Here is a 23,905-nt window from a genome sequence, read left to right on the forward strand (position 1 = left end):
ACTTTCCGTTAAACCATATGTCGAACCTAAATAACAGGGGAACGGCACCACCTTTGCTTACGGGGCCGGACGGCAAAAGCTGCACTTCGGTGTTCCGCAAGGCAGCTCATCGCCTGCGGTCATCGGAAATGAATATAATCCTCCATATACTCTTCAAAGGTCTGGCGCTTGAAGAGATCGATTGCGTACCGGGTATCCCGATTCACATGCTGCAGATCGAAGTGGCGAATGACGCTTGGGTGGATTGGAATCTCGAAGCTTATAAGCTCTCCCAATTGGCGTAGTATTTTCTCGTCGAGCTTTTTTATGCCTAGCATATCGAATATCTGATTTGCCATATGAAAAATCGTGTAATTTCCCACATGATTCATTGTTATGAAAGTTTTTTCCTTACGAAAATTATCCATAACATAATCAAGAACTTTTATTTTTGTGTCTCTCTCCTTATCTTTCTGAATTTCAATACTTTTTCTCAACAATCCATCCACATCGGTAACCGATGGGATGTCAAGATTCATGTATTCCTCAAGAATTTTCCCGGCAGGAATTCCTTTGCGTATTTTGGACAAGACCCAGGCATCGCCATATGGATATTGAGGAGGAATCAGTTCCGGCGTCGGCTCATTGGTGGCGCACTCGTTGCGCGTGTCATAGCAATGAAATGGCCATAGGGCGGGAAAGACCGGATAAGGATAGGAGATGCGCTGGACATGCTTCGGAATCGACCGCAGCAACGACCGGTAGGCTTCCTCGTTTCCCCAATCGGCCCAACCGGGCGGGTGGAAGGCGACGACTTCCGCCTCTGCCAACTCCTCGTCCGGGATGCACAGATCGGCCATGAACTGCTGATGGCGGTCGGTGCGATATGCCTTGAACCGGTAGGCCCGGCGGAAGTCCGGATTCCGCAGAAGCAAATACTGAAGGCCGAAGCTGATGCAGGTTCCAATCAGCACAAACAGCTTTCGCCTGTCATCCGACCGCGAGGTCATCGTTGGATCACCTTTCCGCTTCTCGACAAAATCCGGCCGATGAGATCGACCAGCTCGCCTACGGTCTTCACATACGATGCTTCGCTTCCATCAATGGATATTCCCAGGCGTTTTTCGATCTCAAGGATGATGCGGACATGGGACAGGGAGTCCCAGCCATCCACGTCGGCCGCCGTCGTCTGCTCATCGACCAGGATGTCGGGGTCGAACAGAGCCGTGCGGATTGCGGCCTCCACCTGCCGGATCACGGCCATCCGGTCGTCATCTGTCTGCATTCTGGGTACTCGCTTCCGTTCGGACCGTCATCAGGTCCTGGTAACGCTTCAGGTTTTCGTCACGGGCCAGCTTCCCGCTGCTGGTCTTGACCAGCCAGCCGGGAGAAACGAAATCCACCCGGGGGTTGAGGCCGGTACGTTTCACGACCGCCGAGCGAAGTTCGCGCGCGACCTCACGCCTGTCAGACCGCGTGGCCGCATCATCCGGTTCCAGAAGCTCCGCAAGAATCAGGATGTCCTCCGATCCCGATGTGCGGTTGTACAGGGGAAGGGCGACAGCCCGCCCCGGTTTGATCCCGCGCACCTGCAGGGCGATCGCCTCTATATCGTGAGCGTAGACATTCCGTCCATTGACGATGATGACGTCCTTGAGCCGACCGGTGACGAACAGCTCGCCGTCCGATAGAAAACCGCAATCTCCGGTCGCGAACCAGCCGTCGTCCAGCGCTCCGGGCGCGGAGCCGGCCTTTTGCAGATACCCATCGAACACGCAAGGACCGGCGATCATGATCTGACCAACTCGATCCTCCGGCAACGGTTTCCCCTGGCCGTCGGCAATCTTGATCCGCACTCCCGGCAATGGACGCCCCACGGAGAGGAGAACTTGCTGTCGTCCGCCCGATGCCGCCTCAACGACAGAACCGTCGGTCGCCAGCCTGTCGCCATCCACCGACATCCGCCGGACAACGTGCCCCGACACCGTCACCGCGAACACCGCCTCCGCCATCGCATAGCAGGTCAGGAGTTGCTCATGTCCAATCCCCCAGCCCTTGAAGTGCGTCACGAAACGGTCATGGGATTCCGCGCGGCACACTTCGGAACAGTTGATCAGAGCCCTCACACGGCCAAGGTCCAGAGACGGCTGGGGTTCCACGGTCAAGGCCAAATGGTTGAAAGCGAAATTAGGGAGGAACGCCAGCGTGCTGCCACGGGCCGCTATCATCTCCAGCAGCAGGCGCGGCTTGGCGGTCCAGGTGAATGGGCAGACCATATCCACCGGTATTCCCACGATCAGCGGAACGATGAAGCTGCCGATCAGGCCCATGTCGTGATAGAGGGGGAGCCAACTGGATATCCTGTCGGCCGGGGAAAGCCCCAGGGCGGAGGTCAGCGCCTCCGCTTGCGCCAGAACCTTGGCATGGCTGAGGGGGACAGCCTTGCGCAGGCCCGTCGTCCCCGAACTGTACTGGATAAAAGCGGTATCGTCCCCGCAGGTTTTGGGTCGGGACATCCGTTCGGGGGAAAGAGGCGGGCCTTCGGGAACCTCTTCGCACAGTATCCACGTGACGGGCGGAAGCGCGTCCATACCGGCAACCACCGCCTCCACAGACATCCGATCGACGACGACGGCCGTAGCGCCGCTGCCCTCCATCAGGGCCGACAGATGGCTGACATACAGGTCCGGCTGCAGCTTGGACGTCATCGGCGACAGAAAGCCGGGCACCGCACCATGCATCATCGCTCCGAGGAAGGCCGACGTCGCTTCGGGATGGGTCCCCATGAGTATCAAGACCCGCTCGCCCGGCCGGACCCCGTAAGCAGCGAGAGCGCAAGCGTGGTCGTGAGCACGCTGCAGCAAGCGGCGGCAGGTCCATTCGTCCCATAGCCCATCGTGATAGAACGCCAGGGCAATTTGGTCCGGCACCGCCACGCTCCGGTCGATCAGACTGGCGAGGATGTTCATCATTCCTATTCACCGTGTCGGATGAAGCAGTGTCTCCGCACGAGAAAGAGCACCCCAGCCCACACCGCGACTGCCGCCATACCGCAGTTCCCTTACCCCACGATCTTCCACGACCCGTCGGGCTGGCGGCAGGCGGTGCCGAAGGCCTGTTCGGTGCGGCCGCCGACGACGATGGTCTGCTGGAACTCGCGGCAGTAGGCGCCGGAGCCGTCATAGCCGTCCTTGACCGGCACGATGACGCCCTGGTTGCCGGACTGCGGGTTGTTCCAGGTGATCCGCTGGCCGATGGGGGCGCTGTAGGCCTGGGTCGCGGCACGGTCGGCATAGGCCTGGTCGGCACGGTCGAGCGAGGCGCCGAGTTCCCGCCCGGCGAAGGCGCCGAGCAGTGTGCCGATGCCGACCGCCACCAGCTTGCCCGAGCCGCCGCCGAAGCGCGAGCCGATCAGGCCGCCGGCGACGGCGCCGCCAACGGTGCCGAACCCTTCCTTGCTACCCATCGACCCGGTCTGGCAGCCGGCGAGCGTGGTGGACAGCGCAAGAACCGCCACGGCGGCGATACGGGGGAAGCGGGACTGGGCACGCATTGGAGGACTCAATCTTTGTTCCGAGGGTTGTTCCCTCCGGTTATAGCGCAAGCGGGACCGTTTGTGCAGCAGCCCTTGCCATTCCTCCGAACCGGTTCCAAAGGCCTGCGGAGGCGCCAACGACGCGAAAGCCGCACCCGGGCCCCGGTCACATCGGATTGGTTTCGGATCGGATTGACACGCTCTGCCCTTTCCCGGCCAACAGATCGAAGAGGGAGACGATGAACAGCGGCGTCAGCAGGCCCAGATAGCGGTCGGCGGCGGCATCCGCCCCCACCATGATGCTCACCAGCGCGATCATCACCGCCAGTGCGACGATGACGCCAAGGAAATGACGGTCCCAGCCAGCCAGCCCCCGGCGCAGGGACAGCAGCGCAACACCGCCCCACAGCAGCATCAGGTTCATCTTCACCAGAACCCGGGCAAACTTCGCCATCACCGCCGGGTTGGCGATGCGAGTCGTCAAGATGCCGGGCCATCGGGTCGGGGAGATCTGTTGCAGGTCAGTGCGGAGAACCGGAAGGACAGAGCCGCGCAGAACGAAGTAGGCTGCCATCGCGGCGACGGACGCGGCCAGGAGCGCGGTCAGAAAACGCCGACGCGGCAATGCAAGGGGCGGTGCAAGATCACGACGGCGCGACAGCAGCTCGGCCCCGGCAAGAGTGGCGAAGATCGGCAGCACCAATTCCCGCTGGAACACCGCCACCGGCAGCACCAGCAGGGCCGCATAGGCACTCCGCCCGTCCGCCCGGTAGAAATAAACACCGGCGGCGACGAGGAACCAGCTCCATCCCTCCGTCAACGGGGCGATCACATGGAACATCAGTGGTCCCGAGAGCAGCAGCAGGCCCACCGCCGACGCTCCCGGCAGCGACACTCCATCCAGAGCCCATCCGTCGGTTCGCCCCGCACAATCCCGCGCCACGGTGGCGTAAACGAATCCCCCGGCGGCAACCAACCCAAGGAAATTCGCCAGAAGCAAAGAAAAGAAGACATCTGCGCGATAGGACACTCCTTCGAAAACGGTAAAGTGATCGAAGGCAATGTCGTTTGAGAATACGAATCCTGACTTCAGGATGACATGGGCGATGGCGGCCGTCAGTTGCCGCATGGCGAATGGTGCACGCACCGCACCGAAATCCAGCGGGTCCAAAGCCATGACGTGATAGCTGCGGAAGTCATTGCCACCCCCAAGCCAGGGCACCTGGAACTTGTGGGCGTAGAAGAACAATGGATAGCCCAGGATGACGGTGAGCCCTAGACCGGTCAGAACCCGGCGTTCACCTTCATGCATTTACCGTCTTTCCTTTCGGCATGTCCGCCATCTTCCCGGCTGCATGCCCCCAAGAACTGTTTTTCCAAGCCATGCCCCTCAGGGCCCGCTCCCGGCGGACGCTACGCTATGGCCTCCAAGGCCAATTCGGGATTGCCGTCCTCGAAGAAGCGTCCCTCGTTCTCCAGTTCGGCGAAGGCGGGATGGCTGGCATCCCCGAACCGGCACCGCCGTACCGACCTAAATCCGGCGTTCGTCAGCGCGTCTGCCAAAGCGCCTTCATCCCACATCCACAGATGCCGGCTGCGGCCGAGCAGCCGCTTCAGCATGCCGAACGGTCCACGCTCCTCCTCCTCGATGCCCAGCATCGTGGAGCGCATCAGCGCGATCGAAGCGTCGGGCATGCCGGCCCCGCGCGCCTTGACGTAGGCATCAACCCGCCAGGACAGATCGGGCACGATCAGGCGGAACACCCCTCCCGGCTTCAGCATCCGCCGTGTGTTGCGCAAAGCCGTCAGGCAATCGCGATGGGACAGATGCTCCAGAACATGGCTGGCATAGACGCAGTCTACGGACCCCGGGGCGAAGGGCAAGCCTTTCACGATGTCGCCGTAGCGGGCCAGAGTTGGAAAGCGCTCCGCGTTCTTGAAGCAGAAACGGCCGACAAGGGGCAGGCGCTCGAACCAAAGCGTCGGAGATGCATCGAAGTTGCACCAGCTTTCCGACACCGACCAACCGCAACCGAACTGCACCAATACCGGCTGTGGCCCCTGCATCTCCGCGCCGTGCATTTCCGGCTTCGCATCATCCGCTGTGGCGAAGGAAGGCATTCGCCAGTTGCCCGATTCCGTTCATTTCTGCGGCTTTGGTCTTAACATGGTTGCAGCGCGTCGCAAAGCTTTCGTGTAAAGACTGAGAGGGAGTTGATTACCTCGGAATATCTGATGAGCGGCTCGGCAGTCACAGGCGAAGTCCATCCGACGGTTCCGGCAGACGCATGAACGACGGGCTCGTCCTTGCACCGCCCCGGCCGGCCCCCCTGGTTCCGCCAGTCGACACGGGGTCGCGGCGTCGCATCGTCCTGCATGATTACGGTGGCTATTCCTTTCCAATCCAGCTCGCACGCTGGCTGGCCGGCCAGGGTCATGAGGTGCTTTACCTTTATTCCGCCGATGTCGAGGCACCGCGCGGCCGTCTGGCGCAATCAGCCGGGGATCCGGCCGGGCTGCGGATCGAAGCGGTGAGCACCGGCCGTTCCCTGCCGAAATATGCGCTGCTGCGGCGCTGGTGGCAGGAGATGGACTATGGCGCCAGGCTGGGGGCGCGGACCACCGCGTTCCGCCCCGACGTGGTGTTGTCGACCAACACGCCGCCGGCCGTGCAGGCAGCACTGCTGAAGGCGCTGCGAAAGCGGAACCTGCCTCTGCTGTGCTGGGTCCAGGACATCTTTTCGGTCGGCGCCGCCGAAATCCTGAAAGGCAAGCCGGCCCTGCTGCGTTGGGCCGCATGCCGTTTCCTGGAGCGGGTGGAATTCGCCACGATGCGGGACGCCGCCGGTCTGGTCGTCATTTCCGAGGATTTCCTGCCGGTGCTCGCCCGGTACGGCGTCCGTCATCCGCGCAACGCCGTGGTGGAGAACTGGGCGCCCCAGGGAGAAATCCGCCCCCTGCCCAAGGACAACCCCTGGTCCCGCGCGCATGGCCTGGCGGATCGTTTCGTTTTTCTGTGTGCCGGCACGATGGGAATGAAGCACAACCCGGACCTTCTGGCCGCCCTGGCCCGCAGTTTCCGCAACGACCCGGAGGTCCGGGTGGTCGTGGTCAGCCAGGGAATCGGCCGTCGCTGGCTGGAGACCGTCAAGCAGGCCGAAGCTCTCGACAATCTGCTGCTGTTCGATTTCCAGCCTTTCGAGACCCTGTCGCAGGTTCTGGCCAGTGCGGATGTCGGGGTGGTGGTGCTGGAGGCGTTCGCCGGCACATTGTCGGTGCCGTCCAAGGTCTACAGCCATTTCTGTTCCAACCGCCCCATCCTGGGAGCGATTCCGGCGACCAACCACGCCCACCGGCTGATCCGCGACCGGAAAGCTGGACTGTGCGTGGAACCGACGGACGAAACGGGCTTCATCGCCACCGCCATGCGCTTGCGCCAGGATGCCGCCCTGCGGCAATCCTACGCCGACGGACAGGCCGCCTATGCCGCGGAGGCCTTCGACATCGACCGCATCGGCGGCCGCTTTTCCGCTCTCATCGAAGAGTGCTGCCAGCCGGCCGCCGCCTGATACCGTGGAGCGTAAAGCCTGGCGCATCAGGCTTTACGCTCGTCCGGATCACATGCGGGCGCCAATGCGCAGCAGCGCCACGCCCTGGCTGAAGCCGACGTCGGGCTTGTCGGACGTGCGGCGGCGGAAGCCGACCTCGCCGCCGACATACAGTTCCGGCTGCAGGGCGTAGACCGCACGGACCCGCGTGTCATAGGTCCAGTTCGTCTGGTTGGCGCCCTTGAAGTCGTCCTGGAAGACGCTTGCCGTCCCGGTCAGGATGATGTTCCGCTGCATTTCGTGGCGGATCAGGACACTGGCGCCGGTATGGATCATGCCGGACGCGTTGAGGGTGATCGTTTCCTGCACCGAGCGTTCCAGCGAGAGCGCGACCACGGTCATGCGGTTCGGCGTCCAGTTGAGGACCGACTTCAGGGCCAGTCCCGACGGATCCTTGAACCGTGAATCCTCGTAGTCCTGCTTCAGGTAACCGACCAGGAAATCGCCGCGCACCAGCTGGGTGATGTCGACGCCGATACCGGTTTCGGCCCGCCAGCCGCTGCTGGAGCGGTTGTAGCCGGCGCGGTCGCGGCTGGAGTCATACTGGCGCCGATTGACTTCGACCTGCGCCACGGCAGCGTAGCCGGGGAACATCTCGTAGGAACCGCGGCCCATCGCCCCGAACTCGTTCCGATCGCGGTCGGAATTGTCGATGGTGGTGCCGGTGGACGTGTCAACGTCGCCGAACAGGCGCCGTGCGCCGTTGACCTCGCCCGAGAAGGTGTAGCGGCCGACCTGGTACTTGGTCCCGGTCCGCCCGCCGAAGCCGTAGGTCCGGGTGGGCGACTTGCCGTTCACCGCATCGGGGCTTCCGCGGTCCTCATAGGTCTGGTAGGCGTCGAACGACCCCGTCCCTTCCCAGTCGCGGCTGAAATCGTAGCGCCCGGCGACATTGGTCGAGGCATCCAGGTGATTGTCGTCCGTATAGGTCGCGAACAGCGACTGCTCCGCCCGCGCGCTGATGTTCAGCATATGGTTGGTAAAGCGGGAGCGCAGCTGGAATTCCGGCGCGATCCGGGTAATGAAATCCGATTTCTTATCAGTTGAACGAGCGTAAATGTTACTATTATAACCTTCGCTCACTTCAATTTGCGGAAGCAGCAGGAACGAACCGAGTTCGATGCCCTTGGGCTGATAGGAATCATCGATCTGCTTTTCGTCGTCCTTTCCGCCGGTCTTTTCCTCGGGATTCGTTTCCTGGAGGATTTTGGCCGAATTGGCGCGGCGAGGATCGGCCTTGTCTTGTGTCTTGATGCTTTGCGCGTGTAGCGGCAGGGTCCAGACCGCCGCAAGCGCAACCAGCGAAACCGCCGTCAGGGGCTTGGTCATCGATGTCCGGACGGACCCGGACCGCATCGTCTTTTCCTCGCCACGAAACAGGTCGTTGATAAAATGCCGGGTGCGTGGCCAAGCGACGTTCATATGCGGGATCCTCGACGTCCGTTATGGTTCTGATCGGAATTGGTAGGTCCTATACCCATAGGGGGGTAACATTTTTCTCGACGTCAATCTAGAGGCGGTAAAATTCTCTCTCACAAAGCAACCTTGAGCCGCCCAGGCGTCATAGGCCCACCTATGGAAACTAGAATTTTCCGTCAAGTCTGTAAAATTTAAGATTGGCATCGCGGGCGCGCTGCTTTCCGGTTGCTCATCACCTTGCCGCGGAGGCGACGTGGGAATGGCCTTGCCGATGGAGGTCGCGATGCTCCGACGCCGCCGGGGCGCCGTCAGGTCGGATTTCCGGAAAGCTCCGCCGAACGCCCAAGGCTGGGCGAAATTGCCCCGGCCATGCTCCCCATGGTTCTCGCGCTTCCGGGATGAGGCCGATACAGAAAATTGGGGAAGTGAATCCACTCGTCCCGCAGACGGGCTTTGCCCGGCAGACCTCATCCCTGCCAGGTTTCCGCTTCCTTGATTGCAGCCGGGGGTATTTCTCTTCCAATAGAGACATATGGTTCGGATATGGCGCTGCTATGATTCGCAGTTGCATCGCTTTAAATGATGGATTAACTCTTTTAGACGATTTGTGCTGTTCGTACGGCATTGTTGGCGAACCGAATCGATCGGGATCGCCGCTCGATTCGATGGATCTATTGATATGAACCAGCTTTCCCGACGTGTTGGCGCCTCTCTGTTGACGATGCTGCTGCTCAGCGCCTGCGGCTCACTGTCGTCGACAGTCGGCGATTTCCCGAGCGAGCCGGCTCCGGCCAAGATCGCAAACCCGGCCGAAGGGTACCTCCTGGAACCCGGCAACCGCGTTCGCGTCATCGTGTTCAACGAATCCAACCTGTCGGGCGATTTTACGGTGGATCCGGCCGGCAACATCGCCATGCCGCTGGTTGGCAACATCGCGGCGAGCGGCGTCACCGCCAAGGCCCTGTCCAAGCGCATCGAAGATGCCTTGAAGCGCGACAACTACATGCAGGTCCCGAGTGTGGCGGTGGAGGTGCAGACCTTCCGGCCCTACTATGTGCTCGGCGAGGTCCGGCAGCCTGGCGAGTTCCCCTACACCACCGGCATGACCGTTTTGAGCGCGGTTGCCCGGGCTGGCGGCTATGATTACCGCGCCCGCCAGGGAGAGGTGGTGCTGGTTCGTCCGGCCGATAACGGCGAAAAGGAGTATCGCGCGACGGAGCGGACCCCCCTGCTGCCCGGCGACATCGTGAAGGTTCTGGAGCGCCGCTTCTGATTGCGCGCCCAATCCAGGAAGAAAGAAAGCCGGCCTTCCTCATGGAAGGCCGGCTTTTTTGTTCCTCTCTCGACCGCTCGCCATCGTCGATCCGGCGAACAGGGATTCAGGAAGTCCTCCCTCGCACGGCACCGGTCAGCTTGGGCTTGACGTGAAGATGGTGGTGGGAGGCGTGATCGTCTCGATAGTGGACGACTGGGTCTGCTGCTGCTGCGTCTGCTGCTGTTGCTGTTGTTGCGTCTGCTGCTGCGCTTGATTGTTCTGGGGTTGGTTCTGCTGCGGATTCGCGGCAACCGTGGGGGGCTGACCGTTGAGAATGTTGCTGATCGCCGTGGCGTTGCTTGGATTCGCCTGATTGAGCGACGTCAGCGTGCTCGCCTGGTTCAGGGTCTGGACGACGGTGGTGGTCACGTTGGGAGACGCCGCGATGACGGCTTGCGACGTGGCCGCGCTATAGGCATTGGCCATGACGCTGATCGCCGCTTGCGGAGACGACTGATAAACCACCGGGTTGGAAACGATCTGCGTCACACCGGTCGCGATGCCGGCAACGGACTGCGGAGCCACACGCTGCGCATCGGGAGTGATGGCGATCCGGGCGGCGATCGTCACCACGCTCATGGTTTCCGTCGGAGACGACGTCTGCACCGGCTGCGCCTGGACGGTCTGGACCGCGGCACTGGCAATCTGCACCGCGACGGCCGGAGCGAGCGGGAGCACCTTTTCAGCCGTGGCGATGGCCTGGGCACTGATCGTGGCGGCGACGGTCGGGTTGTTGATGGTGGCCACGGCCGAAACCGCCGCGGCAGCCACTCCCGCGGCGGCCAGCGGGGCCACCTGCTGAACCCCGGGGGCCACGAAGATCCGGGCGGCCGTGGTCAGAACGCTGACCGTCTGCTGCGGCGAGGAAGATTGCACCTGGGTTCCCCGCACGCTCTCCACCGCGGCGGCGGCGGCCTGGATCGCCAGTTGCGGATTGGTGGGCAGCAGCTTTTCCGCAGCCGTGACGACCGCCTGGGCCAGTGCCGCTTCACGCTGGGGATTGTTTGCGGACAGGGTGGTGATGGCCCGGCCGATCTGCTCCGGATTGCCCGACAGCACGGCGGCCCGCAATGCGGGGGGAAGCGCGTTCAGACTGTCGTTCTGGGCCTGGCCTTGGCCTTGGCCCTGCCCCTGGGCTTCGCGCTGGGCTTGGGCCGCTGCCGGCATGACAAAGCCGGGATATGCAAAGCAGGCGATCGTGGCAGCCATGGCCAACGTCCTGATTGAAGCCTTCATTGCAAATCCCCTTTGCCAATCAGGTTGCGTCCGAATAGCCTTTATTAACACGACACCGCCAGGGGATTGCAATCCAATATCCCATGCTCCACCCGGCGGCGGCCTGCCGGATCGGTGCCATCACCTGACGCCGATCCGCCGGACGTAATTGGTAATCTCGCTTGCGCTCAATCCGGCCAATGCCTGCTGGACCAAAGCCGCCCCCTCTTCGCCTCCACCCAGGCGAGCAATCTCGTCGGGCGACATCACCCACACCTTACGGATTTGCCCAGTCAACAGAGCCCGGGTTTCGTCCGACAGCACCGGCAGCAGCCTCATTCCGATCCTGAGCCGCCAGATCATGAGATCGGGGTCGAAAGCCCCCGAAAGAAGCGACAGGCGCAGGGCATCGGCGGCTCCCTGCCGGTTGCCGGCCCGTTCCCGCAGAACCGCCAGCACCGCCCAGCCATGGGGCTGGACCGGACCGCGCGACAGGCTGCGCTCAATCGCCTCGGCAGCCGCAGCGAACAGGCGGTCGCGCTCGCTTCCCTCCGGCGCCGCTTCCGCCTGCCGAATCAGCAGCAACCCTCTTTCGGCCTCGCGGTCGGCGGTCGGCATCCAGCGGTCGGCATCCTCACGGGCGGCAACCGCAGCGGCAAGATCGTTCCATGCGACCGGCCGCTGCCGGGCCAAATCCCACAGGGTGTTCTGATCGCCAGCCACCAGCACCCCCGCAACGAATTGCGGTATGCCGAAGACCAGCAATGCAAGACCGGCAAGTCCCATCACGGCTACAGGGAGAATGGGAGCCCTCTTCCGCCCTCCCTGCGAAACGCTATCGGCTTTATTCTGAGTAATACTCATTGTATCGCCCATAATATTGACCATAGTCGTTATAGCCGTATCGCGAATGCTTTCTCTGGTTGAGCTGGGACAGAACGATCCCGGACGGGGTGACCCCGCTGCCTTGCAGAAGCTTCAGTCCGTTGCGCACGGCATCGCGGGAGGTGGAGTTCCAGCGCACCAGATAAATGACCTGGTCGACCAGCGAGGCGATGATCCGCGTGTCCGACACCGCCAGAACAGGAGGCGTATCAATGATGATCCGGTCATAGCGGGTCAGCAATTCATGCAGGATGGCTTCCATCGCCGGGCCGGTGATCAGTTCGGCGATGTTGCCTTCGCGGCCCGCGGGCAGGAAATCGAGGTTGCCGGCCACACCGGGCAGGATCAGCTCATCCAGCGCCGCCTCCTTGCGCAGCAACTGGACCAGACCACGGTTGCCATCCACGCCGATCGCCGAATGCAGGCGCGGACGATGGATGTCGGCGTCGATCAGCAGGACACGCCCTTCCATCTTCGAGAACATGTGGGCCAGACAGAGCGAGGCGAAGGATTTGCCTTCCTTGGGCACCGAGGAGGTCACCATGACGATCCGGGTGGTTCCGGCATCGGCAAGGGTGATCGCCGTGCGCAGGCTTCGCACGGCATCGGCAAGGGCGGAGCGCGGCTTGCGCAGCAGCTCGTCGATCGGCTTGCGCTGTGCGCCCCGGTGCAGGGGGATCATCCCCAGCACCGGCAGGCCGCTCAGTTCCTCGGCCTCGTCGCTGGAGCGGACGGTGGAATCGAGACGGTCCAGTAGGAAGACCAGCCCCAATCCGAACATCAGGGCCAGCACCGCCACGATCTGGATCGTCTGCATCTCGCGCGGATAGGATTTGCCGACCGGCAGATCGGCAACGGCCACGATGCGGGCATTCGCACGCTGCATCTTTTCCTGCTCGGCCTCGCGCTTGAACCGGGCAAGGAAGGATTCATACAGCGTGCGGTTGGCTTCGGCTTGCCGCTCCAGCTCGCGCATCCGCACCTCGGCTCCGCCGGCGACATTGGCCTGCTGGCGCACACTCTCCAGCTGCCGTTCCAGCGAACGCATGCCGGCGGCCGCGACCTCGACATCGTTCGACAGGGAGGCCGAGATCTTGTCGACCTCCGCGCCGATCCTGCCGCGGATCTCGTTCACCTCGGCGCGCAGGCCGACCAGGCGCGGATGGCGGTCGCCATAGATCTTGAGCGCATCGGACATTTCGCGCGTCAGGCTGGCCTCCTGCTCGCGCAGACGCTGGATCAACGGGGATTGCAGCACGTCGCTGGTCGCTTCGGCGTTGCCGCGGGATCGCAGGACCGATCTGGCCTGATCGAGACGGGCCTGTTTCTGAGCCAGATCCGCGCGGGCGAGCACCAGACGGGAATTCAACTCCGACAGCTGCTGATCGGTCAGCGTCACCTGCCGGTCGTCCTTGCGGCGCAATCCGTTGGCCGCCCGGTAGTCCTCGACGGCATTCTCCGCGGCGGCGACATCCTGACGCAGGCTCTCCAGCCGCTCGCCCAGCCAGCCGGACACACGGCGGGCATCCTCGAATCCTGCCTCCAGCCGGTCGAGCAGATACATCTCGGCCAGGGTGTTGGCGATCAGTGCCGCCTTTTCCCGGCTTTCCGACGTATAGGACACGGTGATGATGTAAGACCGGCGCTGAACCTGCACATTCAGACCCCCGAGGAACGCGCGCACGATCTGTGCCCGGCCCATGTCCTTTTCCATCGACGCGCTTGGCTTGGCCTCCTCCTGAGGGCCGGACAGCCATTCACGCGGAATCCAGCTGGTCGGGCTGAGCAGAGTGGACAGGGCATTGGCGAACGGACGCGGCGGACGCAGGCTGCCGTTGAACTCCGGGTCCGTATCCAGATGCAGCTTCTCCACCACGCGATGCGCCAGCATGGGGGAGGAAAGCAGGGCCGCTTCCGTCTGCATGACGCTGTCGGTCAGCATGAACCCCCGGAAGGCGTTGCGATCGGCAAGCGCGTCACGCGCCTCCGGTGCCTCGACCACGAGGCTGGTGGTGGCGGTGAAGCGCGGCGGAACCTGCTTGAGCAGCAGGATCGTCGGCGCGAGCGCCAGGACCAGGCAGGCCAGGACCAGGTGCTTGCCGCGCCAGGCCACCCGCCACGCCCAGCGCAGATGCTGGCGCAGGTCGTCCTGGAAACCACCCCCGCCCGCTCCGGCGTCCTGATGTCCTGCATGGCGCGGAACGCGGGCGCTCGCGACCGGTGTCAGTCCGCGCGCCGACCTGCCGTCGGACGATGCCGTAGCCTGCCCATGCCGCTCCACGATCATGCCTTCGCCTGAATCAGGCATTGTCGATCCCCCTCAAGCACGAGCGCGCTCAACACACCCGTCACATAAGCCCCCGTGTCGACACCGATACGGTTCGAAAGCAAATCCGGCTCATCCGTCATCGTATGGCCGTGGACAATGATTTTCCCATGGAACCGGGAATCGGAGAGGAACGGTTCACGGATCCAAAGCAGATCCGAGGCCTGCTGGCGGTCGAGCGGCCGGCCGGGCCTGATCCCGGCATGGACGAACAGGTAATCGCCAAAGGTCACGCTCGTCTCCAGCCCCTCCAGGAACTGGCGGTGATGCTCGGGAAACACGTCGGCGAACCGATCCCGGACCTCCAGGCACCGGCGGCGCTCGCGGATTCCGGCCGAGGCCCGGATCCCGTAGCTGGCCAGGGTCTCCACGCCGCCGTAGTTCAGCCAATCGGCCGCGCCGGCCGGATCCCTCAGGAAATCGAGCAGAACGGCCTCGTGGTTGCCCATCAGGAAACGCCAGGAGATGCCGCGGGGCAGCGCCCCGCCGCACAGGCGTTCCAGAACGCCCTGGCTGTCTGCGCCGCGATCGATGTAGTCGCCCAGAAAGACGACGACCGGTTCCAGCCCGGACTCCCGCGCCTGCTGCGCGTCCGCGGTTATCGACCCCAGCATGTCGTTCAGCAGGCGCAGTTCGCCATGAACATCGCCCACGGCATAGACCCGCAGGCCATCGGGCACCCGCGGCGGCAAAACGGGCCGCGGCGAGGCACGTCTCCATCCGAACAGAACGTCTCGCCAATCCGCCAAGACCAACCGCCCCTCATTGCTCCCGCTCAGAGCCTTGCACCACGCAGGGACCTCCGTCCCGCGTGGCGAGCAATACCACTTTTTGGTACACTACCGATAGGGGGGGCGATCCGTTATCACGACCCATGCGGACGGGAGCCAAGCCATTCTGTTCACGAATGGAGAAGCTGATTACACTCCCCCGGCTTTTCCCGCTGTCCTGTGTGACCCCAATGGCCATCAGCACTTTCCTGTTCCGGTTTCTTCTGGCCGTTGTCCTGCTCGCCCCGCTGCCGCTGGGCAGCAACCGCCCATGGTCATGGAGCCTGCTGGTGGTTCTGATCGGCGTTCTGCTGGTCATCTGGGCGGGTGGAGCCGCAATCGGGTGGATAAGAATGCCGATCCCGGCGCGCCGTGTGTGGCCGATGGGCCTGCTCTTCGTCCTGGCGCTCGGCTGGGCCATCCTGCAGACCCTGCCCGTGACGCCGCCATGGATGTGGCATCCCTTGTGGGCGGAGGCGGGCGGTGTGCTCGACACCGTTCCACCCTCCGGCGTCGTCAGCGCGGATCCGGCACTGACCCGGACGGCGATCCTGCGCCTGGCGGCCTATGGCGGCGTCTTCTGGCTGGCCGTGCAGCTCGGGCGCGACCGAAACCGGGCCCGCGAGGCGGTGGTGGCGCTGAGCATGGCCGGCGGCCTCTACGCGGTCTATGGATTGATGGTCCATCTCACGGGATCGAGCAGCATTCTCTGGCTGAGGAAGTGGGCCTATCTCAACGACCTGACCGCAACCTTCGTCAACCGCAACGCCTACGGCGCCTACGCCGGGCTGGGCCTGCTGTGCTGCATCGGCCTGTTCGTCAACGCGTTGCGTCCCCGGCGCGCCGGACAGGAGCGCCATGCCCATGATCTGGCCGAGACGCTGCTGTTCCAGGCCATCCCTTATCTGTCCATCGGGCTGATCATCGCGTCGGCGCTGCTGCTGTCCCATTCGCGCGGGGCCTTCCTGGCGACCGGGGCGGCGCTGGGCATTCTGCTGCTCCTGCTGTGGATGGCGAAGGTGGTCCCTTTCCGGATGGCGCTGCTGCTCGCTGCGGTGATCGGCGTCGTGGCGGTGGTGGCGGTGGGGGTGAGCGGCGAGGAGACGCTGTCGCGTCTGGTCGAGCAGACCAACACCCAGCAGGAGACCGGGCGCGTCAATGTCTACCGCCTGACACTCGAGGCCATCGGCGACGCTCCTTATACCGGGATGGGGCTCGGAGCCTTCCGCCCCGCCTTCCGGATGTACCGCGACACCAGCCTGATCGAGCCGGTGACCTGGGAATACGCCCACAATGTTCCGCTGGAGCTGGCCATGGATCTCGGCATTCCAGGGGCGGCGCTCTTCGGGCTTTCCCTGGCCGGAATCGCTGCGGTGTGCCTGTATGGACTGCGGCACCGTCGCCGCGACCGGCTCTATCCGGCTTTGGCCCTGGCGGCGATGGTCTTGGTGGGCGGGCACGGGCTGGTGGATTTCAGCGCGCAGATCCCCGCCATCGCCGTCACCTTGTCCTTCCTGCTCGGGATCGGCTTCAGCCAATCCTGGAGCAGCAACGAGCATGGCCGGGATGACGGGGAGAAGGCGCAGACCGCATAGCTTGGCACCGCCTAGCCTGGCACCGCATGGCCCGGCAGGTCAGGGCTGCCCCCGGCTCAGCAGCAGATCGGCCTGCACGATGCGACCGTCGCGGGTGCGGGCCAGGCCGCCGATGCCGGTCAGCCTGAAACCACGGGCATGAAGATGCGCCACCACGGCATAGGCCAGCGGCTGCCCGTCGTAAAGCGCGGTGAAGGACACCTCGACATAGACATGATCCACCGTGTCCAGCAGCCGTTCCGCCCCCTTCAGCGCCGCCAGCTCCCCGCCTTGGACGTCCAGCTTCAAAAGGACGGGGCGCGACAGCGCCGCCGGCAGGACGGAGTCGAGCGTGCGCACCGGCACCTCCACCGCCGCCACCGCATCGGTGCCCGGCGCGAAGCGGAGCTGGGCCGCCCCGATCGGCAGGAGCGAGGAATTGTCGGCCCGGCGCGACACATGCAGGACCCCCTGACACTCCTCGGCCCCGACCGCGCAACGGTGCAGGGACACGCGGGGCGCATCGGCGAAAAGCCGGGCGAAAAGCTTCGCCGAACCGTCATGGGGCTCGAAGGCATGGATGGCCGCATCCGGGCACAGCGCGGTCATCAACAGGCTGAACTGCCCCACATTGGCGCCGACATCCACGACCGTTGCGACCGGCAGCCCGCGCAGCACCGGCAGGCTTTCCACCGATGCGGCCACCCCCAGCCGCAGGCCGCGGCGGAACTCGCGCCGGCTCAGCAGGCGCAGCAGCTTGCGCACCCGTCCGCCCGTCCGCAAAAGCCCGCGGGCAATCCCTTCCCGCGTTTCCCCCGGCACCATGCGCCGGGCCGCGACCGCCGCCCCATCCATTCTCCGACGCCCATCCCTCAAGTCAAAGGCGCCGGAATCGTATCGGCGGGGCTGCACGGTTGTCGAGAACATTGCCGGCCGCCCTTCAACTTGTTTTAAGTCACGGCAAATTCCCGAGGACGAGACATGCTGCGCGAGGCGGACCAATCTGGAAGCGTGCATCCCAAGGTGCTGCTCGTCGTCACCCACATCGCCCCGGCCACCGGATATGGCGGGATTGCCGAGTCCACCGCGCGCATTGCCGCTGCCTGGGCCCGCGCCGGACACTCCTTCGCACTGTGCAGCAGCAACGCCTCGGAAGGGACGCCGCCGCTTACGGCCGGCGATGTCGGCCTGCCGCCGGAGGTGCCGGTTCATCTCTATCCTGCGCATGGCTGGCGCCGCTGGGGGTTCGGACTGGGAGCCCCGCTGCTTCTGTTGCGACTCTGCCGCCGGGCCGAGGCCGTCTATATCAGCGGCATCGCCACCTGGCCGACCAGTCTGGCGGCGCTCGCCTGCCTGCTGTTCCGGCGTCCCGCCGTCATCGCGGTGCGCGGCGGCCTGATGCCGGGCCACATCGCCCACATCCGCCGCCACAAGCCGGCGAAATGGCTGTTCTACCGCTGCATCACCTTGCCGACGCTGGCGGCGGCGCAGGCGGTGCATGCCACCAGCGCGGTGGAGGCCGACGGCGTGCGGGCTCTGCTGCCGGATGCGCGTGTGGAGGTGATCCCCAACGCCATCGATCTGGCCGAGTGGCCCAGCCTGCCGCCACGCCCGCGAGATGGAGCGCTGACGGTCGGCTATCTTGGCCGGCTGTCGCCGGAAAAAGGCATCCTACCCTTCCTGACGCTTTGGCTGGCCGGGCACCGTCCGGGAGAGCGCCTGCTGATCGCCGGCGCCGGGGGCGGCGAGTATGCCGCCGAGATCGCCCGGCTGGCGGCCGGCGCCCCGGAGGCGGTGGAGCTTCGCGGCTATCTGCCTTCGGCCGGGGTGCGCGCCTTTCTGGACGCCTGCGATCTGATCGTCCTGCCGTCTGGGCTCGGCGAAGGAGGCGTGCGGGAGAATTTCGGCAACAGCGTGATCGAAGCCCTGGCGGCGGGGCGCCCGGTGCTGACGAGCCCGGGGATGGCCTGGGACGATCTCGAGGAACAGGAGGCGGGCCTGCTTTTCGCTCCGCATGCCGCCGGCGTGACCGAGACCCTGGACCGGGCGCGGGCTCTGGGGCCGGCCCGGCTCGCCGCCATGGGAGCCGCCGCGCGCCGGCTGGCCGAGAAACGCTATGCGCTGACGCCGGTGGCGGAGCGGCTGTGGCGGCTGGTCGGCGGCGGCGTCCGGACATGAGGCGCCCCGCCGCGCCGCCGCCAGTGTCCGGCTTTACCAATCCACAACACACCGGCATTAAGGTCGGTTCTCTTCAAGACCGCGAGGGCAAACGTGCTGATCTGGGTGGGCATTTCAGTGGTGACGGCGCTCCTGCAGCTCGCACTTGGGACTTCCGTGCAATTCGTCACGCTGTCCTTGGCGATCTTCCTGCTGTTGCCGTTTCCCCTTCGGTTGTTCTGGACCAGCGACAATGTCGGGGTGTTCCTGACGATGGTCACGCTGGGCAAGCTGTTCATCGTCTCGCAATGGATCAAGATCATCCTGGCCCAAGCGGCGGACACCCATCTGGCCGAACCCAATGAAACGGCGTTGACCCTGCTGCTCGGCCTGCTGGCCTTTACGGTGGCTGCCGCGCTGTTGAGCCGGGTGCTCCCCTCGCTGCGTCTGCGTGTGCTCAAACCGTCCGGCGACCCCGGCTTCCTGGGCCGTTTCGGCTGGTTCACGTTCGCTCTCTCGTGCCTCGGCTTCTTCATGCGCCGATGGCTGACACAAGGGATCGAGGATATCCCGGCCGGGCATGGGCTGGTCTTCTGGAACTACCTGATGCTGTTGATGCCGATGTCGACAGCGGCCTTTACCGCAAGGTGCATCCTTCAATCCTCGGGCCGGCGTCGCATCGACCTGCCGGTCATCGTCACCATCCTGGGCTGCTTCCTGGTCGGATTGATCGACAACACCCGCAGCTTCATGCTGAGCGGCCTGCTCACCTTTGTCATCACCCAGATCTGCTATGGCGCCCGCGCCCGCTATTCTCATCTGCTCATCCTCGTGGCGGGCAGTTTCGTGATGCAGCGCTATCTGTTCCCGATCGTCGATGCGCAGCGCGGCCTTTCTCGTGACTTGTCGGTCGTCGAGTATCTTGAGAGAACAGTCCAGATCATACTTGACGTGTTTGACTACGAAACATGGCAAAATAATTATGGTCACAGACTTCTTGAGACTTATATGTCGTTTTTGACCAGATTGTATTATGGAGACCCGTTCGGGTTTCTTGACCGATTTACCCCAAGCCAATTAGACGAGTCCGTTTCGTTTTTTATTGATACGGAAAAGCTTGGTGTAAGTTACATATTTTACCCGATGACCAGAATTATCCCGAATGTAATTTTCACATCCCTTGGCATGGAGCGGCCTATTTTTGGAGGACAGATCATACAAGCCTCCATATTTCCAAACAGCGAATATTCTAACCCAAATTACGGCATCTTCGCTGAGCTCTACGCTTATTCAGGAAACTACGGGGTGTTTTTCGCGGGATCTTTGTTCATATTCATGTTGCTCGCAGTATTCCATATTTTCTATGGAGGATTTCGCAACAACTATCTCGCTGCTTTCTGCATCAGCAGTTATTTGTTTGTGCTTGCCGACGCGGATATGGGGGAGATGGTCGGACGTACGCTGGAGCAGGGGTTCGTCTGCGCTTTGGTTTATTTCGCCGCGCGTCTGCTTTTCAGAGCCCGTTTGACAACCGCTTCAATGGCAGACTCGTCGAAGTAGCAGGCTTGCCATGGCGAGCTGCATCATACCGCCGGAGACGTCGATCCGGGCTTCATAATCTCGAACCAGACGTCTCCAGCGGGTCATCCATCCGAAGGTCCGCTCGACCACCCAGCGTCGCGGCACGACCTTGAACCCTGGCTCGGTGTCGGTTCGCCGGACCACCTCGACGGTGAAGTCGAGGAAGGCAGCCTTGTCCATCAGCTTCTTGCGATCATAGGCGTCATCGGCGAAGAGGTGCTTCATCCACGGCCACCGCTTGCGCATCGCCTCCAGGATGGTCTGGGCTCCGGCGGAGTCGGAAATGTCGGCGGTGGTCAGGTTCACCATCAGCAGGCGGCCATCGGTGTCGACCGCGATGTGCCGCTTGCGCCCGTTGATCTTCTTGCCCGCATCGTAGCCGCGCTCCGTGGCGGCGGGAGCTTTCACCGATTGGCTGTCCACAACCCCGGCGCTCGGACTGGCTTCGCGCCCGGCCCGCTCACGGTCGATCATCAACGTCACGTCGTGGATCGTCTGAAACAGCAAGCGCCGCAAGAGATGCCGAAACCACCAGTACACCGTCTGCCTCGGCGGGAAGTCCTTCGGTAAAAGCCGCCAGCCACAGCCCGTCCGAGCCAAGTAGCGCAAGGCGTTCAAGATTTCTCGAAGGTCCACACACCTCGGACGGCCGGTTTCGGCCTTCTGTGGCATCAGCGGTTCTATCAGAGACCATTCCTCATCGGTCAGGTCCGTCGAATACCGCTTCGTCTGCTTCTCGATCCTGGCCATCCGGCTGCGCGTCGCTTCGGTCCACATCCGAAGCTTGAATCACATCACGCTTTCAGCGCCAACACTTTTCAAACGGTCTCTCATGCCCGGCGGCATCCTCGTACCGGCGGCCGACAAGACGCGCATCGCTCCCGAACCGGTCACGGATCAAGCCCCAGTTCAGCCCGTCGCGATGAAATGATGGCGCGGGCGCGGTCGGTCAGGATCCGTCCAAGCGGCGGATCGATCGCCGCGAACAGGGCGGCCTGCCGCTCGTCGTTGCTGTATCCGGAGCGCCAAGCCCGCCGGCATCCGGCCAGAGCAACGGCTGCGAGAGCGTCCGGATTGTCCAGATAGAACCGCGCCTTGCTGGCAGCCTCGGCGGCCTCGCCGAAGAACTCCGCCTCGCGCCCCTCCTCGAACATGGCGGCATGGCCATCGCTGCGCTCCGCCAGCAGGAAGCTCCCGCACGCGGTGATCTCGAAGCTTTTGTGCGCATAGGGATCGTGGTTGTGATGGGTGACGAAGCTGAGGCAGATCGCCGACCGGCGGATCGCCCGCCGGTAATCGGCTCCCCACACCGCCGGCCGCACCGTCAGGTTCGGTTCCCGGCCATGCAAGCTCCGGTTCCAGAGTTGGCCATGGATCAGGACCGGCAAGCCGCGGCGGCCGAGGTCGCTCACGAAAGCCGCCCTGTCGTCATAAGGCGCACCGATGAAGGACAGCGGGACGACCGGCTGCTCCGCCGGGTCCGGAAATTCGTTGAAAGGCTCGAAGGCGAACGGGATCAGCACGACCTGCCGGGCGTCGGCGAAGTCGGCGACGCTGGACATGCGCGGCACCGCAATGACGTCGCACTGGCGCGCCGTGCGCTTCAGCAGGCGGAACCAGGGCTCGAACCGGGTGCCATAGGGATTGTCGCAGATGTAGCAGACGACCCGCGCCCCACCCCGGCGCAATGCCGCGATCGTCTCAGGCCACAGGAAGATCGGCTTGTCGAGCCAGACGAAATCCGGCCGCAAGCGCGCGCACAGATCGACGATGTCCCGATTGCAGCGCGCAACCTGCCCGCCCGTCAGAAGCCGCAGCCGCAGCCGCCGGGACAAAGGGCCGCCTGCATTCTGGTAGGGGGAGAAATCGAAGAGATGCACCTCGAAACCAAGGCGGCGGAAGGCCCGCATCCGACGGACACAGGTGCCATGCTCCCACAAATCTCCGGCATAGAGCATCTTCATACCGGGTGATTTCTCCAAACGGCCCCAAGCGGGCCAAGAGCGACACAGCCATCGGCCCGCATACCAGACGCCATCGCCGGGACGCAATCTGCTGGGCCATCCGGGACGCAGTCCGCTGGGAAGGGCCGGCCGTTCATGTCCGACGCGCCACCAGCGCCGAAAAGGCGCGATGAATCGTCTCTCCATACCGGTCCCAGCCGCCGAGCGCCTCCACCCGCGCGAGCGCGGCGGCGCTCATCGCCTCCAGCAGCGCGGGATCGTCATGGAGACGCCGCAGGCGCTCCGCGATGGCCTCATGACTGCGGACCGGCACGATGTATCCCTCCACCCCGTCCCGGAACAGGTCGGCGGCGCCCGTATTCTCGGTGCCGATCACCGGACAGCCGCAGGCCAGGGCCTGCGCCTGGACCAGCGCCAGCCCCTCTTCCACCGAGGGCAGGACAAGCACGCTGGCGCGCGACATCTCCTCCATCACCCGCGTTCTTGGAAGATGGCCAAGCCGTTCAAGGTGCGGAACGGGAAAGCGGCGCAGCAACGCTTCGGTGTGCGGCTGCGCGCCCCCCACCAGCACCAGCCGCGCTTTCGGCAGGCGCGCGGACGCCACCGCCTGCAACAGGGTATGCAGTCCCTTGCGGACCGACAATTGCCCGACGAACAGGATGCGGAATTCCCGGCTGCGGGGGGCCGATCGCCGGAAAATCCCCGGATCGACGCCGTATGGCGCCAGGATCAGTTTCTCCGGCGGGTACCCTTCGGCAATGAAGCTGTCGCGGACGAAGCCGGACGGCACCGTGACGGCATCGGCCAGTTCATATTCGGCCAGCTCGGCATCGATGACCCGCGGGTCGATCCCCTGCCAGGGCAACCCGAGGAGGGCGTGTTCCTCACGCAGGATGCGGTCCTGGAAACCGATATGGGTGGAGCCGCGGTCGCACACATACACCGCCCCTTTCGCCTGCGCGGCGCGGCCCGTGCGCAGGCCATGCCCGGACAGGGCCGACACCAGATCGCAGGGCGGCAGGCTCCGCGCGACATGGCGGTCATGGGCGACATGGCACAGATGCTCCCACTCCCTGCGCAGAGGCTGGGTGAACAGGGGCGAGCGGATCATCGCCATGTAGGGGGTCTGCAGCCAGGGGAACGTCCGGATCCTGGCGGCATCGACGCCGGTGTTTCGCAGCTTGAAGCGGGGATAGCCGGAGAAGATGGAGACGAGGCTGCCGTGACGCTGCAACTGTGCCGCCAGATCGAAGCTGTGAAAGCGGCCGATGGTCGAGACCACGGTGCGGAATGCCACAGCGCGGATTGATGGTCCGGCGGGCTCACGGGACGATGCTGTCATCGGAAAGGCTGGTCCGGGTCGGTGGGAGAGGCCGCATTCGCGGCCGAGAGCAGGACGGCATCTGAAGGGAGCGGAGGATGCCACATGCCTCGTAAACGGGAAAGATGGACAGAGTTCGCCAACCGGCGGACGCATCGTCTGGAGGCAGGATTGTTGTCATGCTAGGGTCCGTGCCGGCAATCGCTTTCCTTGCGCATCCAACCTCTCCCCTCTTCACCCCCCTCTTCAACCGGGT

General features: G+C 63.9%; 20 protein-coding genes. 5 read left to right on the forward strand and 15 right to left on the reverse strand.

Translation table 11 applies throughout. The annotated features are described in order from the left end of the window. Positions 1-119 precede the first annotated feature (119 nt). The 6 genes from TSO5_RS05360 to TSO5_RS05385 all read right to left on the reverse strand — a co-directional run bounded on the left by TSO5_RS05360 (position 120) and on the right by TSO5_RS05385 (position 5,596). Positions 120-989, reverse strand: coding sequence for a WcbI family polysaccharide biosynthesis putative acetyltransferase (locus tag TSO5_RS05360; RefSeq protein WP_109150608.1), 870 nt, complete (start codon positions 987-989; stop codon positions 120-122). Beyond that, positions 986-1,264 carry an acyl carrier protein gene (locus tag TSO5_RS05365; protein WP_109150609.1) on the reverse strand — a complete coding sequence of 93 codons (279 nt, stop codon included), beginning with the start codon at positions 1,262-1,264 and terminating at the stop codon, positions 986-988. Before TSO5_RS05365 ends, TSO5_RS05360 begins: the two co-directional genes overlap by 4 nt. After that, the gene (locus TSO5_RS05370; protein ID WP_109150610.1) at positions 1,251-2,951 is read right to left on the reverse strand and encodes an AMP-binding protein; all 1,701 of its coding nucleotides are present in this window, start codon (positions 2,949-2,951) and stop codon (positions 1,251-1,253) included. The genes TSO5_RS05365 and TSO5_RS05370 overlap by 14 nt, the downstream gene beginning before the upstream one ends. Positions 2,952-3,040: 89 nt before the next feature. Further along, positions 3,041-3,532 carry an RT0821/Lpp0805 family surface protein gene (locus TSO5_RS05375; protein WP_109150611.1) on the reverse strand — a complete coding sequence of 164 codons (492 nt, stop codon included), beginning with the start codon at positions 3,530-3,532 and terminating at the stop codon, positions 3,041-3,043. 148 nt (positions 3,533-3,680) lie between these two features. Next, positions 3,681-4,826, reverse strand: coding sequence for a hypothetical protein (locus tag TSO5_RS05380; RefSeq protein ID WP_109150612.1), 1,146 nt, complete (start codon positions 4,824-4,826; stop codon positions 3,681-3,683). A gap of 101 nt (positions 4,827-4,927) precedes the next feature. Next, positions 4,928-5,596, reverse strand: a complete 669-nt coding sequence (locus tag TSO5_RS05385; protein WP_158282361.1) for a methyltransferase domain-containing protein — start codon at positions 5,594-5,596, stop codon at positions 4,928-4,930. 206 nt (positions 5,597-5,802) lie between these two features. On the opposite strand from TSO5_RS05385, the gene TSO5_RS05390 reads away from it, so the two are divergent. Beyond that, positions 5,803-7,083 carry a glycosyltransferase family 4 protein gene (locus TSO5_RS05390; RefSeq protein ID WP_109150614.1) on the forward strand — a complete coding sequence of 427 codons (1,281 nt, stop codon included), beginning with the start codon at positions 5,803-5,805 and terminating at the stop codon, positions 7,081-7,083. Positions 7,084-7,131: 48 nt separating this feature from the next. On the opposite strand, the gene TSO5_RS05395 is transcribed toward TSO5_RS05390, so the two are convergent. Then, positions 7,132-8,451 carry an outer membrane beta-barrel protein gene (locus TSO5_RS05395; protein WP_158282362.1) on the reverse strand — a complete coding sequence of 440 codons (1,320 nt, stop codon included), beginning with the start codon at positions 8,449-8,451 and terminating at the stop codon, positions 7,132-7,134. A 769-nt stretch (positions 8,452-9,220) separates the two neighbouring features. Here TSO5_RS05395 and TSO5_RS05400 point away from each other — a divergent pair. After that, on the forward strand, positions 9,221-9,814 hold the full coding sequence (locus TSO5_RS05400) for a polysaccharide biosynthesis/export family protein (protein WP_109150616.1): 594 nt from the start codon (positions 9,221-9,223) through the stop codon (positions 9,812-9,814). Between the two features lie 135 nt (positions 9,815-9,949). Here TSO5_RS05400 and TSO5_RS05405 read toward each other — a convergent pair whose 3' ends face one another. From TSO5_RS05405 to TSO5_RS05420, 4 genes are all read right to left on the reverse strand, one after another. Then, positions 9,950-11,065 (reverse strand): hypothetical protein, encoded by a 1,116-nt coding sequence (locus TSO5_RS05405; protein WP_109150617.1) that lies wholly within the window; start codon positions 11,063-11,065, stop codon positions 9,950-9,952. A gap of 147 nt (positions 11,066-11,212) precedes the next feature. Then, positions 11,213-11,959, reverse strand: coding sequence for a hypothetical protein (locus TSO5_RS05410; RefSeq protein WP_146203686.1), 747 nt, complete (start codon positions 11,957-11,959; stop codon positions 11,213-11,215). Further along, entirely contained in the window at positions 11,916-14,264 is a 2,349-nt protein-coding gene (locus TSO5_RS05415) for a polysaccharide biosynthesis tyrosine autokinase (protein ID WP_109150619.1), read from the reverse strand. Before TSO5_RS05415 ends, TSO5_RS05410 begins: the two co-directional genes overlap by 44 nt. After that, positions 14,240-15,031, reverse strand: a complete 792-nt coding sequence (locus TSO5_RS05420) for a metallophosphoesterase family protein (RefSeq protein WP_247870601.1) — start codon at positions 15,029-15,031, stop codon at positions 14,240-14,242. Before TSO5_RS05420 ends, TSO5_RS05415 begins: the two co-directional genes overlap by 25 nt. Positions 15,032-15,243: 212 nt before the next feature. Between TSO5_RS05420 and TSO5_RS05425 the strand changes: the two genes are divergently transcribed. Continuing rightward, complete coding sequence (locus TSO5_RS05425) at positions 15,244-16,647, forward strand: O-antigen ligase family protein (RefSeq protein WP_158282364.1); 1,404 nt, start codon at positions 15,244-15,246, stop codon at positions 16,645-16,647. Positions 16,648-16,686: 39 nt separating this feature from the next. Here the strand turns inward: TSO5_RS05425 and TSO5_RS05430 are convergent, their stop codons facing one another. Continuing rightward, complete coding sequence (locus TSO5_RS05430) at positions 16,687-17,481, reverse strand: FkbM family methyltransferase (RefSeq protein WP_158282365.1); 795 nt, start codon at positions 17,479-17,481, stop codon at positions 16,687-16,689. A 126-nt stretch (positions 17,482-17,607) separates the two neighbouring features. Between TSO5_RS05430 and TSO5_RS05435 the strand changes: the two genes are divergently transcribed. Both TSO5_RS05435 and TSO5_RS05440 read left to right on the forward strand, forming a co-directional pair. Next, positions 17,608-18,804: a glycosyltransferase gene (locus tag TSO5_RS05435; protein WP_109150622.1), complete on the forward strand. Its 1,197-nt coding sequence runs from the start codon at positions 17,608-17,610 to the stop codon at positions 18,802-18,804. A gap of 93 nt (positions 18,805-18,897) precedes the next feature. Further along, positions 18,898-20,343: a hypothetical protein gene (locus TSO5_RS05440; protein WP_109150623.1), complete on the forward strand. Its 1,446-nt coding sequence runs from the start codon at positions 18,898-18,900 to the stop codon at positions 20,341-20,343. Here TSO5_RS05440 and TSO5_RS05445 read toward each other — a convergent pair. From TSO5_RS05445 to TSO5_RS05455, 3 genes are all read right to left on the reverse strand, one after another. Next, positions 20,320-21,141, reverse strand: a complete 822-nt coding sequence (locus TSO5_RS05445; RefSeq protein ID WP_109150624.1) for an IS5 family transposase — start codon at positions 21,139-21,141, stop codon at positions 20,320-20,322. The two genes, TSO5_RS05440 and TSO5_RS05445, sit on opposite strands and share 24 nt — an antisense overlap. 113 nt (positions 21,142-21,254) lie before the next feature. Continuing rightward, positions 21,255-22,328 carry a glycosyltransferase gene (locus TSO5_RS05450; RefSeq protein WP_158282366.1) on the reverse strand — a complete coding sequence of 358 codons (1,074 nt, stop codon included), beginning with the start codon at positions 22,326-22,328 and terminating at the stop codon, positions 21,255-21,257. 133 nt (positions 22,329-22,461) lie between these two features. Further along, a complete protein-coding gene (locus tag TSO5_RS05455; protein WP_158282367.1) occupies positions 22,462-23,670 on the reverse strand; it encodes a glycosyltransferase family 4 protein in 1,209 nt (402 codons plus the stop codon). Positions 23,671-23,905 lie beyond the last annotated feature (235 nt).

Source organism: Azospirillum sp. TSO5, assembly GCF_003116065.1.
In the GTDB taxonomy this organism is placed as follows: Bacteria; Pseudomonadota; Alphaproteobacteria; order Azospirillales; family Azospirillaceae; genus Azospirillum.